Source organism: Paenibacillus sp. FSL K6-1330, assembly GCF_037976825.1.
Taxonomy (GTDB): Bacteria; Bacillota; Bacilli; order Paenibacillales; family Paenibacillaceae; genus Paenibacillus_AQ.
Genome location: NZ_CP150269.1, coordinates 85,001 through 98,024 on the forward strand (window position 1 = coordinate 85,001; position 13,024 = coordinate 98,024).

A 13,024-nucleotide genomic window follows, 5' to 3' on the forward strand; every position below is an offset into this window, starting at 1 on the left:
GCGGAAGGGTTCCACGCGTTCCCATACCGAACACGACCGTTAAGCCTTCCAGCGCCGATGGTACTTGGACCGAAGGGTCCCGGGAGAGTAGGACGTCGCCAAGCGAACAACCATAAAGACCGTTATCGATTACTCGATAACGGTCTTTTCCTATATTCAATAGCATGTATTTATGAAATCGAGACTATCTCGTACCAGGTTGGGTGATACTAAACGACAGCTATTCATTGGACCTCTAGGAAATGCCTTAAGGGATTGGCATATTGGCAGACGAGGCTTAAACGCGGGTGATTCTCCATTTAATAGAAGAAACCCGCCGTTTGTCCATTCCTAAGGGACAGGATAACGCGCTGGATGGATACTTGCGAACTTCGGGCAAAGGGCGAATTTCAATCCTTGACAGCCTATGGGCCCTTTGCTAAGATGGCAATAATATATTTCTGAAAATACTTGAAAATGCCGTCCGGTCCAGCTCTGACAGTAGTTGTAGTCCGCAGGAAGACGACAAAAAGGAGGAATAACCCAGGTGTGGGAAGATAAGTTTAGCAAGGAAGGCTTCACTTTTGACGATGTATTGTTGGTTCCTAGAAAATCCGAGGTACTTCCAAAAGAAGTGGATGTTAGCACCAAATTGAGCGAGCATGTGAAATTAAACATCCCGCTCATCAGTGCTGGGATGGACACCGTAACGGAAGCTCCTTTGGCAATTGCCATTGCTAGAGAAGGCGGAATCGGCATTATTCATAAAAATATGACCGTTGAGCAACAGGCAGAAGAGGTTGATCGGGTTAAACGTTCGGAAAGTGGTGTTATTACGAATCCTTTTTCCCTCCATGCTAATCATCTTGTATCCGATGCAGAGGAGCTCATGGGTAAGTTCCGGATTTCCGGTGTACCGATCGTAGATGAGAACAATAAGCTGATCGGGATTTTGACGAATCGTGATCTTCGTTTTGTTCATGACTACAATACGGTAATCAGTGAAGTGATGACCAGCGAGAATCTGGTGACAGCTCCGGTCGGAACGACTCTTCAAGATGCCGAAATGATCCTACAGAAGCATAAGATTGAGAAGCTGCCTTTGGTAGACGATGATAATGTTCTTAAAGGACTTATCACCATTAAAGACATTGAGAAGGCGATTCAGTTCCCTAGAGCAGCTAAGGACGCTCAGGGTCGCCTGCTTGTAGGTGCAGCGATCGGAATCTCCAAGGATACCTTCGAAAGAGCAGAGGCGCTTGTGAAAGCTGGCGTAGACGTCATTACCGTTGACTCCGCCCACGGTCATCACATCAATATCATTGACTCCGTTCGCAAACTGCGCGAAGTGTATCCGGATTTGACGATTATCGCTGGTAACGTGGCTACAGGCGAGGGCACAAGAGAGCTTATCGAAGCTGGTGCATCCGTCGTTAAAGTCGGAATTGGGCCTGGATCGATCTGTACGACCCGTGTCATTGCCGGGATTGGCGTACCGCAAATCACAGCAATTTATGACTGTGCAACGGTTGCTAAGGAGTATGGAGTGCCAATTATCGCAGATGGCGGTATCAAATACTCAGGCGAAATTACGAAGGCGATCGCAGCCGGTGCAAATGCCGTTATGCTGGGCAGCATGTTTGCCGGTACGGAGGAGAGCCCAGGCGAAGCTGAGATCTATCAAGGACGCCGTTTCAAGGCTTACCGCGGTATGGGTTCCCTTGCTGCCATGAAACAAGGCAGTAAAGATCGTTATTTCCAAGATGACGACAAGAAATTGGTTCCGGAAGGTATCGAGGGTCGTGTTGCTTACAAAGGGCCTTTGGCAGATACTATCCATCAGTTGATCGGTGGATTGCGCTCCGGGATGGGCTATTGTGGTACGGAAAACCTGGAGGAACTACGGACGGACACCCAGTTTATCCGTATCTCTGGCGCAGGACTTCGTGAGAGCCATCCGCATGATATCCAAATTACCAAAGAAGCACCTAACTATTCCTTGTAATTCACTCGAAAGAACAAGGATAAACAATATATGTCATTTATTTCCTGGACAGGCTGGATGAAATTCATCTAGCTTGTCTTTTTTTGATACCCCCCCTATGATAGAATAGAACAAGTTAATGACTTATTGAGAATTAGAGGGGAGTAGTTCCATTGATAGACATGTCTGTAAAGAAGAATAAGCGACAACGCATTCAAAGAACGTTGGCATCCTTGATGCTGTTTAATATACTTTGTTTCTCTGCTGCACCTGCGGTTTCACTCGCGGCACCTAATTTGCTGGCAACAGCGGATACAACGAACGCCACAGAGGACAAAGCAACAACCGAGAAGGCGACAACAAATAATGCGAAGCCGGATAAAGTGCCATCGATTGATCAGCTTGGACTGGATGTAAGCTCTGCCGTATTGATAGAGCCATCAACAGGACAAGTCCTACTATCCGTTAATGCTGATGAGGCATTACCACCGGCGAGCATGACGAAGATGATGACGGAGTACATTGTTGCAGAGAAAGTGAAGCAAGGCGAATTGGCTTGGGATGATGTGGTCACTGTAGGGGAGAATGCAGCCAAGACAGTAGGATCACGCATATTTTTGGCTGAAGGCGATCAACATACAGTGGAAGAACTCTACATAGCAATGGCTGTTGGTTCAGCGAATGATGCTACAGTAGCATTGGCGGAACGTGTGGCTGGTTCCGAAGCGGAGTTTGTTACCATGATGAACGATACGGCGAAGAAGATGGGACTGAAGACGGCTTTCTTCATTAATTCAACTGGCCTCAGCCGTGCTGATATGCCAGAGAAATATCGCCCTGCAGAAGATAAAGAAACGGTAATGTCGGCAATGGATACCGCTTTACTTGCTAAATATATTGTCGAGGATCACCCTGATTTTGCAAGATTCACAGCAATACAATCCCACAAATTCCGGGATCGAGATACGAATCCGATCATCAACTACAACTGGATGCTTGAAGCCAATAAAGATATTACCAACTTCAAGAAATATGCTTATGAAGGATTGGATGGTTTAAAAACAGGTCATACCAATGCGGCTAAGTATTGCTTCGCGGGTACCGCTGAGCGTGATGGCATGCGGCTGATTAGTGTGGTCATGGGTACGAAATCCGAAGGAGCCCGTTTTGTAGAGTCCAAAAAAGTCCTTGATTACGGCTTTGACAACTTCGAAGTGAAGGAAGCTCAAGCTGCCGGTGCAACCGTGCAAGGCTTTGAAAACGTCGAAGTGAAGAAGGGTAAAGGCAAGGAAGCTGCACTCGTAACCGATAAAGCAGTCACTTTTGTTGTACCCAAAGGCTCAACAGGCAAGAACATTACCTTTGAAGCCAAGCAGGACTCCTCCAGCTTGACAGCTCCTGTTGCTAAGGATACGAAGGTTGGTACGGTGACCTACACATATAAAATAGAAGGTATGAAGGACACCCAGACCGAAACGGTAAATCTAATCACTGCGGAGGAAGTTGAGAAGGCAGGCTGGTTCAGTTTGTTCCTGCGGGCGATTGGAGACTTTTTCGCTGATTTATTTGATTCCATCAAAAATCTTTTCTAACCACCGATAAATTCCGAGTAAATGGGTTGTGTATTTGATTTTGATGCGGTAAAATATCAAGTTAGATTCATTGCAAGCATGCACCTATACAGGTACAGACTAGGTCGCCAGGTAATGCTGTAATGGCGATGAGATACAACATATAATCGGGAGGCTAGGGGACATGGAAACAGGAACATCAACTGTAAAAAGAGGTATGGCGGAAATGCAAAAAGGCGGCGTCATTATGGACGTCATGAATGCGGAACAAGCGAAGATCGCTGAAGCTGCCGGTGCAACGGCAGTTATGGCGCTGGAGCGCGTTCCTTCCGATATTCGCGCTGCTGGGGGAGTAGCACGGATGGCTGACCCAACCATCGTTGAGGAAGTCATGAAAGTTGTATCCATTCCAGTTATGGCCAAAGCTCGTATCGGTCATTATGTCGAGGCGAAAGTGCTTGAATCTCTTGGCGTGGATTATCTCGACGAGAGTGAAGTGCTGACACCGGCGGATGAAGTGTTCCATATCGATAAATGGGATTTCACGGTACCGTTCGTATGCGGTGCGAAGGACCTCGGTGAAGCGCTTCGTCGTATTGGTGAAGGTGCATCCATGCTCCGTACGAAAGGCGAGCCGGGAACAGGTAATATCGTGGAAGCCGTTCGCCATATGCGCCTCATCAACAGTCAAATCCGTAAAGTTCGTAACATGTCGAAGGACGAGCTGTATGCGGAAGCGAAGAACCTCGGTGTTTCCTTTGACCTCCTGAAGGGCATTCATGAGACAGGCAAGCTGCCTGTCGTTAACTTTGCAGCTGGCGGCGTGGCAACACCTGCAGATGCCGCATTGATGATGCATTTAGGCGCTGACGGCGTCTTTGTTGGATCCGGTATTTTCAAATCGGACAGCCCTGAGAAGTTCGCTCGTGCGATTGTTGAAGCGACTACGCATTATGATGATTATAAATTGATTGCTGAAGTATCCAAGAACCTGGGTACTCCGATGAAAGGCATCGAGATATCCAAGCTTAGTCCAGCTGAGCGTATGCAGGATCGCGGCTGGTAAGAGAGAAGGGGTAACATGAAGGTCGGAGTACTGGCACTTCAGGGTGCCGTTGCAGAGCATATACGGAGCATTACGCTTGCTGGTGCCGAGGGGGTGCCGATTAAGAAGGTCGAGCAGCTAGACTGCATTGACGGCTTGATCATCCCTGGCGGCGAGAGCACCACCATCGGCAAGCTGATGCGCAAGTATGATTTTATGGATGCGATTCGTCAGTTCTCAGCCCAGGGTAAACCGATATTCGGAACATGCGCCGGACTGATCGTGCTGGCTGAGCGAATTCAAGGCGACGAAGAGGCTCATCTGAAGCTGATGGACATTACGGTGGCGCGGAATGCATTTGGACGTCAGCGTGAAAGCTTCGAGACCGATTTGCCTGTAAAAGGAATCGAGGAACCGGTACGGGCTGTCTTCATCCGTGCGCCGCTCATTCTAGAAGTGGGTGCGGGCGTTGAGGTCCTGTCCACTTATAAGGATGAGATCGTCACAGCCAGACAAGGACATCTGCTCGCAGCTTCCTATCATCCGGAGCTGACGGACGATTACCGACTTCATCAATATTTTGTGGAGATGGTTCGATCGCAGTCTACGGCACCACAGACGTAATAGTTACAGTAGAAGACATCTTGACTCTTTGGCAGTATGTGGGAGTCAAGTTGTCTTTTTCGCTGAAATACAATAAGATGTATCGTATGTAATAACGTACAATGCAGCCTTGTCCCAAGGCTTTTTATCAACATATAGGGCAGCTGCTTCGATATACTTGATGGATGTTTTACTTTAGGAGGGTTTCCCGTGTTAGACGTAAAAATATTGCGCAGCGAGTACAGTCGTGTAGAAGAAGCGCTGAAGAATCGAGGCAAATCGCTTGATCTGATTGCGGATTTTCCTAAGCTTGACGCCCGGCGCCGGGAATTGCTGCAGGAAAGCGAAAGTTTGAAGAATCGCCGCAACACCGTGTCGGCTGAAGTAGCTAAGCTGAAGAAGAATCGTGAGAATGCCGATGATCTGATTCTGGAAATGCGACAAGTGTCAGACCAGATTAAAGCGATGGATGAGGAAGTTCGTGAGCTGGAAGCCAGCATATCCGAGCTTACTTTGGCGATTCCGAATATCCCTCATGAGAGTGTGCCGGTTGGCGCTTCGGAGGAGGAGAACGTGGAAATCCGCCGCTGGTCGGAGCCAAAAGCTTTCGATTTCGAGCCTAAGGCACACTGGGAGCTTGCTCAGAATCTGAGTATTTTGGATTTTGAAGCAGGTGCGAAGGTAACGGGTTCACGATTTACGTTCTACAAAGGTTTGGGTGCTCGTCTTGAGCGGGCCTTGATCAGTTTTATGATGGATCTGCACAGCGACAAACACGGCTATGAGGAAATGCTGCCTCCATATATCGTCAACCGGGACAGCTTGTACGGAACAGGACAACTGCCTAAATTCGAAGAGGATTTATTCAAAATTAGCGATACCGACTACTATCTGATCCCAACTGCTGAGGTTCCTGTGACGAACTATCATCGCGAGGAAATCTTAAATAGTGAGGATCTGCCTAAATATTACGTAGCGTACAGCTCATGTTTCCGTTCGGAAGCCGGCGCGGCAGGGCGTGACACACGAGGGCTCATTCGTCAGCATCAGTTCAACAAGGTTGAGATGGTGAAGATTGTACACCCGGAAACATCTTTTGATGAGCTTGAGAAGATGACGGCGGATGCGGAGCGTGTGCTTCAGCTGCTGAATCTTCCTTATCGCGTAATGGCTCTCTGTACCGGGGATATGGGCTTTGGATCCATGAAGACATACGATCTGGAAGTTTGGCTTCCAGAGAGTGGCGTATACCGTGAAATCTCCTCATGTTCGAATATTGGGGACTTCCAGGCTCGCCGTGCCAACATTCGCTTCCGTCCGGAACCGAAGAGCAAGCCGGAATTTGTCCACACCTTAAATGGTTCCGGGCTTGCGGTAGGACGTACCGTCGCTGCGATTCTGGAGAATTATCAACAGGCCGATGGATCCGTAGTTATTCCCGAAGTACTTCGCCCGTACATGGGGAACGTTAGTATCATCGAACAGAAAAAATGAGTTGATAAAATAGTTTGTCTTGTGGTATAATGATTTTTGCACGTGATTCATTTTGCATGAATCATTACCACGTGGAGAGGTACCGAAGCGGTCATAACGGGGCGGTCTTGAAAACCGTTAGGGTGCAAGCCCACATGGGTTCGAATCCCATCCTCTCCGCCATACATAATCAAACGCAAGCCGTTTCCTTTAAGGAATCGGTTTTTTTTATTGTCTTTTTTACTAGAGGAAGGTATTGATTGTTCTGTTCTGCAGTAGGTTTCTGCTTTATGGAGGCTGCTGTATAAAACATCCCCTGTTATCGCAATTTATAGAGAAGGGGAGGTGTGAACATGAACTCAGAACTGAATGTAGATCAGTCGACGCTGGTCAATGCCTGGCAGGAAAGGCTGTCCACCATATTAAAGCCGGGAGATCGCGCAGAAGTGGCAGCAGACGAAGGGGATCCGAACGCCATCCGCATTCACATTGATGCAGCAGGTCGCCAGGATTATTCGTTTGATTTTCAATGCACGTATGTGGATTCGCGGGAAGTGAAGGTCGATCTGGTCGATGTAGAGCGTGAGGGTGCGACGACGGATGAGCGTAATGAGAATATTCAGGGCATGGTGGGCGACTATACGCGCCATATTCATGAGTGTGCCCAAACGCTGCAGCAAATCACGCATCACTAGTTCCATGAATGAGTGAGACAGTTTCCATACTGTCCTTCATGATGTGGACATCAAAGGTAGGATAGGCGTAGGACATCGTTGTGATCCATGAAATGGAGGGCTATCAGATGAGCAAACCAAAGGCGATTCCGGTACCGGAAGCACAGGAGCAGCCGAAGCAGCGCAAGGACCCTGACCGTGGGGGCCAGGAGCCGCTGTCAGGCTCGCACAGAGCGAAGATCCGTAAACAGGATGGACATTTTAATCCGGAGGGCTAGAAGCCTGTAGGAGCCAAATACGGAGAGGCTAGAAAGCAAGAATCGAGGGAACTTCCTGTATTTCGACAGGAAGTTCTTTTTTTCGATTTGAAACCTTTTGCGTCCAACTTCCGTATTAGTGTTCAAGTGTAATATTTTGGGGCCCCACCTTATTCGCATGTTAAGAAGTTTAAATTTAAGATGGATGGAAAAAGAAAGGAAATAAAATTTCAGTAAATATTCCAGAAAGTGTTTCTCATTTTGGTTAAATGGTTTATGATTAGAAGGTCTGTTATTTTTTTGACTGTTAGAGGGGAGAGAAATTTTAATGAACAAGAAGTTTGCAGCTATCATGCTGACACTGCTGCTCACAGTGACAGTTGTACTTTCCGGCTGCGCCAAAAAAGAAGAGCCTAAGGCAGCGATGACGAATGCTGCCACGAACGCGATGAAGATGACATCCTACGAAATGAAGAGTAAATTTGTCATTGAAGACCTTCAAGTTAACATACCTGCAGTTGAAGGCGATCCAAGCGTAACACAGGCGATGACGATGTTGAAGAATGCTGAGGTTACGCTGGACGGTATCTACCAAGCGGATCCAATGCAAACCGAGATGAACATGGGTATCAATCTGAAGGGTGACATGGCAATGTCCTTCAACATTGATATGGTGATGACGAAAGAGAAAATCTACGTTAAGATTCCAAGCATTCCAATGCTGCCATTCCCAGAGGACGTTGTTGGTAAGTTCCTCGTTATGGATATGAAAGAGCTTGCTGAGCAATCCGGTGAAACATTTAATCCGGAAAGCCTGGATACCGAGAAATCCCAAAAATTCGTAAACGAAATCCTTGAAGCTTTGCTGAGTGAATATGACCAAGCGAAATACTTCAAAGAGATCAATGTTAAAGATGCTGGCCTTCCAGAAGGCGTGGATGCCAAACAAGTGGTTCAATTCTTTGTAACCAATGATAACCTGAATGAAGCATTGGATATTATGGTAAACAAGGTTGCACCTAAGGTTGTTGACATTGCAGCTAAAGACGAGTACCGCGAAATGCTCGGTCTGACCCAAGAAGATATCGACTCTGCTAAAGCTGAAGTTTCCAACGTTAACCAAGACGAATTCAAAGCGGGCTTGGAAGAGATGCAGAAGTATCTGAAGATCAACACATTCAACATCAACACGGCTATCGATAAAAAGGATTTCCCTGCATATCAGGATATTGTGTTGAACGTTGATTTCAATGATCCAGAAACGAAAGAGAACGTGAAGTTGGCTGTGAAGGGTAGCACCCAATACAACAACATCAACGCTAAACAAGAGTTCAAAATCGGTATTCCAAAAGATGCTGATGTCATCACGATGGAGCAATTTGAGGAATCCATGAGCCAAATGGGCACTTATTAATATCATTCATCGTAGACAACAAAACCCGGCCATCATGGCCGGGTTTTTACGTTTCTATACATATTTATACATACAACTATACAAGGATTATATTTTCCCGCGCAAACGTCGGAAGAACTGAGTGAGTAGTGATGCGCATTCTTCCTGCAGCACGCCCTCAATCACGTTAGTACGGTGATTAAAACGCGGTTCTTGAAGCAAATTCATCAGTGTGCCGGCACAGCCGGCTTTGGGATCGCGAGTGCCATAGATCAGCTGTGGGACCCGCGATTGGACGATAGCACCCGCACACATGGGGCAGGGCTCCAGCGTCACGTACAATCGGCAGTCGAGCAGCCGCCATGCTCCAAGATGTTTGCTTGCCTCACGGATAGCCACCATCTCGGCATGGGCCGTCCCATCATAAGTCGTTTCACGCAAATTGTATCCACGGCCAATAACCTCATCACCCCGCACGATGACAGCGCCGATAGGAACTTCGCCGAGCTCTTCGGCTTTCCGTGCTTCCGCGATGGCTTCTTTCATCCAGCGTTCATGATTATCGTTATCCACAGCCAGTGGGTCTATTGAATTTGATATCAAACTAAAGTCTCCTTTCACAGCCCGTTAAAACCCTGTATTTATACCCAATGTTCAACGAACATTTATTCGTTTGTTAACATGTTGTGGACAGAATTGTGGACAACCGAGATGTTATGCACAAAGTTATGCACATTATCCACAGATAAGTTGTGTATTTGTGCGCAATCTGTGGATACGTTGTTTTTTACCGGGAATGGCCTCTTATATTGTAAGGATTCCCTATTTCAATAGCAATGCGATTGTGGAAAAAAAACCATATAGCCGTAAAGCTGCTTGTCTTTTCAAACGTTCGTGATCAAGGTATCATGAGGGTATTAGATTCGCAAGTCGTCTATGTGACAGCAGAAAGGTGAAGATGCCACTTGTCGATTAAGACGAAATTATCGATGATCATGTCCATATCGGTATTATTTATTCTTCTGCTCAACATTACGCTGAACTATTACACAACCCAGGAAAATTTGCAGCAGGATAGTGAAACCAAAATGGTGATGGCCGCTACTCAGATCGCCATCACGGTCCAGCAAACCGGCTTTAGTTCTGCATATGTGGATAATATATTCGGTGATATGCTGAAGGTAGCCGCGGTCAATGCGGCAAAAGCTTTGGATCCGGATATTAACAATATAACCAATCAGCAATTGGTGGAATTGAGTAAAGAGATCGGCGTCACCCACATATCACTATTGGTCCGGACGAATGATGATGTCGTTGTTGCCCGATCCTCCACTCCAGATGAAATCGGCCTTTCAACAAAGAACTGGGGGTACTGGCATACGGCTTTTCTGGAATTGTTCCAGTATGGTAAAGTCGTCTCCGTTACCGAGGGTCAGCGCGCCGATCATTTTTGGTCAGGACCGTTTGAGTTTTCCACATCCAATCCGGAATTCATTGATAAATGGGGATACTATTACGATAGCAAGCGCAATTATATTATTGATCCCTACATAAGGAATTCGAATATCAAGGACTTTGTGAAGATTACAAGTCCGGATACGGTTGTGAAGGAGACTTTGAAGTCGAATCCGCGAATATTAGAAGTAACAGGCATCAACCCTGAAACGTTTGGCAATGAATATATGAGAGAAGATGGAACGGATGATGTTCACCACAAGCTTCGCAATCGACCGATTACATTCGGCACCTACGACTATGGGAGCCTGGACCAAGATGCGGAAGCTGTGCAGAGGGCCGTTTCTACCGGCGATAATGTGGTGTTTGTCAGTACTATCAATAACAAGAAGGTGCTAAAAAGCTTCATCCCCATCGTAACCGAAAATAAACCGACCAGTGTCATCAGTGTCGTCATGGATTATGAAGCCATCTCCTCCGTGATGAGGGAGCAGATGATCAGTCTTGTGGCCATTTCATTGGTTTTATTGGAAATCGTGATATTCGGCAGTTATATTGTTGCAGGGTATTTTACCAAGCCGATTCAGGCCATCCTGGGGACGGTAAACGATGTGTCGGATGGTCACTTTGATCGAAGGTTGGAGGTAAGCAGCCGGGACGAGCTGGGGCAGCTTGCGGGTCGAATCAATGCGATGACACGTAATCTGGGCAACTATACGAGCCAGTTGAAGCAAATGGTCGATGAGAATCAGTCCGTTAAGGAATATCTGGAGTCGGTCATTAATCAGACAGCAGATGCCATTCATACAACCGATACCTATGAACGGGTTATTAGTGTGAATAAAGCGTTTGAGCAATTGTATGGTTGGAAAGCGCACGAAGTGGTTGGACGGAAGCCTGCACTTGTGCCTCCGGCCAAGGAGGAAGAAGAAAAGGAGCGCATCCGTCGCCTGCGAGCCGGGGAACGGCTTCCTCCGGTGGAGACGATCCGTCTTCACAAAGATGGAAGCACGATCGAGGTCAGTATTAGCACCTCGCTGGTGCATGATGAGAACGGTGAGGTCACCTCCATGATTAGCGTGTCTCGGGATGTGACGGAACGCAATCGGATCGAGGAGCTGCTGCGTCGTTCGGAGAAACTCAATACCGTTGGCCAGCTGGCTGCTGGCGTTGCTCATGAGATCCGGAATCCGCTTACGACCCTCCGTGGATTTCTGCAGCTCCAGCAGCAGACCCACAAGGTTAATCCGGACCATATTGATCTAATGCTGTCGGAGCTGGATCGAATTAACCTCATTGTCAGTGAATTTCTGATATTAGCGAAGCCGCAGGCGATTCATTTCCAAGAGAGGGATGTACGACTCATCATGGGAGATGTCATTTCATTCCTCGACAGCCAAGCTCATTTGTACGGCATCGAGTTCAAATTGAAATTTACTGATGAACTTACCAACGTACACTGTGAGGAGAATCAGCTCAAGCAGGTGTTTATCAATTTGCTCAAGAATGCGATTGAAGCGATGCCCGATGGCGGCAGTATCTGGATTGAGCTTTCAAGGCCGAAGGGCGAATGGGTACAAATCGATATTCGGGATGAAGGGCAGGGCATACCGGAAGATCTGATGCCGCATCTTGGCGAACCGTTTATTACGAATAAGGAGACGGGCACAGGGCTAGGATTGATGGTAAGCCAGCGTATTATTCAGGGTCACCGGGGTATGATGGAAATCGAGAGTGAAGTAGGTGTGGGCACGAAGGTGAGTATAGTTCTGCCTGTAGTCCAGCCGAATGCTATTGAGAATTAAGCAAGAAGTAGTTACAGATAAGGGGATGGCATCTTGAGAATTAATAAATTTATCAGTGAAACGGGATATTGTTCCCGTCGTGAAGCAGATAAGCTGGTGGAGAGCGGGAAGGTCACCATTAATGGCGTGGTTGCTGTCCTGGGAAGCCAGGCAGAGGAAGGCGACGATGTCCGGATCCAGGGAAAGCCGCTTCAGGATAAGAAAAAGCATGTATATATTGCTCTTAATAAGCCGGTCGGGATTACAAGCACCACCGAATCGCATATTAAGGGCAATATTGTAGACTTTGTAGGCCACAACGAGCGTATTTTTCCTATCGGACGATTGGATAAGGACTCTGAGGGACTGATTTTGCTGACGAATGATGGAGATATCGTTAATAAGATCCTTCGCTCTGAGGGGAAACATGAGAAAGAATACATTGTGACGGTGGATCGCCCGGTAACGGAATCCTTCCTTAGCGGGATGTCCAGCGGCGTAAAGATTTTGGGTGAGATAACGCTACCTTGTGAGGTCACTCGAATGTCCGAGCGCGTATTCCGAATCATTCTGACCGAAGGTAAAAATCGCCAAATCCGCAGAATGTGCAGCGCTTTTGGTTATGAGGTCCGAAAGCTGCAGCGAATCCGGATTATGAATATCCGTCTTGGCAGTCAACGCATCGGTTCATGGCGTGATCTTAGCGAGAAGGAGAAGGAAGAGCTTGGTCAGCTGCTGAACTACAGGCTCGAGTAGCTGGCTAAAATACTTCTATAATCTTAAACAAAAACAACCGATGGGATCTG

Annotated in this window: 11 protein-coding genes, 1 tRNA gene and 1 rRNA gene (1 of these 13 only partly in view); 12 read left to right on the forward strand and 1 reads right to left on the reverse strand. The window is 47.2% G+C overall.

Features of this window, described 5'->3' with window-relative positions:
• The 10 genes from rrf to NYE54_RS00440 form a co-directional block, all read left to right on the forward strand.
• A 5S ribosomal RNA gene (gene rrf / locus NYE54_RS00395) occupies positions 1-104 on the forward strand; it begins 13 nt to the left of the window's first position.
• 422 nt (positions 105-526) lie between these two features.
• Positions 527-1,984 carry an IMP dehydrogenase gene (gene guaB, locus NYE54_RS00400; RefSeq protein ID WP_339269244.1) on the forward strand — a complete coding sequence of 486 codons (1,458 nt, stop codon included), beginning with the start codon at positions 527-529 and terminating at the stop codon, positions 1,982-1,984.
• Between the two features lie 152 nt (positions 1,985-2,136).
• Positions 2,137-3,555 (forward strand): D-alanyl-D-alanine carboxypeptidase family protein, encoded by a 1,419-nt coding sequence (locus NYE54_RS00405; protein WP_339269246.1) that lies wholly within the window; start codon positions 2,137-2,139, stop codon positions 3,553-3,555.
• Between the two features lie 163 nt (positions 3,556-3,718).
• The gene (gene pdxS, locus NYE54_RS00410; protein ID WP_215163952.1) at positions 3,719-4,600 is read left to right on the forward strand and encodes a pyridoxal 5'-phosphate synthase lyase subunit PdxS; all 882 of its coding nucleotides are present in this window, start codon (positions 3,719-3,721) and stop codon (positions 4,598-4,600) included.
• Between the two features lie 15 nt (positions 4,601-4,615).
• On the forward strand, positions 4,616-5,203 hold the full coding sequence (pdxT, locus tag NYE54_RS00415) for a pyridoxal 5'-phosphate synthase glutaminase subunit PdxT (protein ID WP_339269249.1): 588 nt from the start codon (positions 4,616-4,618) through the stop codon (positions 5,201-5,203).
• 189 nt (positions 5,204-5,392) lie between these two features.
• Entirely contained in the window at positions 5,393-6,676 is a 1,284-nt protein-coding gene (serS, locus tag NYE54_RS00420; protein ID WP_076326360.1) for a serine--tRNA ligase, read from the forward strand.
• A gap of 73 nt (positions 6,677-6,749) precedes the next feature.
• A tRNA-Ser gene (locus NYE54_RS00425) sits at positions 6,750-6,838 on the forward strand.
• Between the two features lie 170 nt (positions 6,839-7,008).
• Positions 7,009-7,350, forward strand: a complete 342-nt coding sequence (locus tag NYE54_RS00430) for a hypothetical protein (RefSeq protein ID WP_076326361.1) — start codon at positions 7,009-7,011, stop codon at positions 7,348-7,350.
• A 107-nt stretch (positions 7,351-7,457) separates the two neighbouring features.
• A complete protein-coding gene (locus NYE54_RS00435) occupies positions 7,458-7,607 on the forward strand; it encodes a spore protein (protein ID WP_076326362.1) in 150 nt (49 codons plus the stop codon).
• Positions 7,608-7,914: 307 nt separating this feature from the next.
• Positions 7,915-9,000, forward strand: coding sequence for a hypothetical protein (locus NYE54_RS00440; RefSeq protein WP_339269253.1), 1,086 nt, complete (start codon positions 7,915-7,917; stop codon positions 8,998-9,000).
• Positions 9,001-9,087: 87 nt separating this feature from the next.
• On the opposite strand, the gene tadA is transcribed toward NYE54_RS00440, so the two are convergent.
• Positions 9,088-9,525 (reverse strand): tRNA adenosine(34) deaminase TadA, encoded by a 438-nt coding sequence (tadA, locus tag NYE54_RS00445; RefSeq protein WP_339273343.1) that lies wholly within the window; start codon positions 9,523-9,525, stop codon positions 9,088-9,090.
• A gap of 419 nt (positions 9,526-9,944) precedes the next feature.
• Between tadA and NYE54_RS00450 the strand changes: the two genes are divergently transcribed.
• Positions 9,945-12,239 carry an ATP-binding protein gene (locus tag NYE54_RS00450; protein ID WP_339269255.1) on the forward strand — a complete coding sequence of 765 codons (2,295 nt, stop codon included), beginning with the start codon at positions 9,945-9,947 and terminating at the stop codon, positions 12,237-12,239.
• Positions 12,240-12,272: 33 nt separating this feature from the next.
• Positions 12,273-12,974 (forward strand): 23S rRNA pseudouridine(2604) synthase RluF, encoded by a 702-nt coding sequence (rluF, locus tag NYE54_RS00455; RefSeq protein ID WP_076326366.1) that lies wholly within the window; start codon positions 12,273-12,275, stop codon positions 12,972-12,974.
• Positions 12,975-13,024 lie beyond the last annotated feature (50 nt).

Excerpts from the sequence above, each read along its gene's own strand:
- pdxS (WP_215163952.1), top strand. The coding sequence starts at position 3,719 with ATGGAAACAGGAACATCAACTGTAAAAAGAGGTATGGCGGAAATGCAA.
- pdxT (WP_339269249.1), top strand. The coding sequence starts at position 4,616 with ATGAAGGTCGGAGTACTGGCACTTCAGGGTGCCGTTGCAGAGCATATA.
- NYE54_RS00430 (WP_076326361.1), top strand. The coding sequence starts at position 7,009 with ATGAACTCAGAACTGAATGTAGATCAGTCGACGCTGGTCAATGCCTGG.
- NYE54_RS00435 (WP_076326362.1), top strand. The coding sequence starts at position 7,458 with ATGAGCAAACCAAAGGCGATTCCGGTACCGGAAGCACAGGAGCAGCCG.
- NYE54_RS00440 (WP_339269253.1), top strand. The coding sequence starts at position 7,915 with ATGAACAAGAAGTTTGCAGCTATCATGCTGACACTGCTGCTCACAGTG.
- tadA (WP_339273343.1), bottom strand. The coding sequence starts at position 9,525 with ATGAAAGAAGCCATCGCGGAAGCACGGAAAGCCGAAGAGCTCGGCGAA.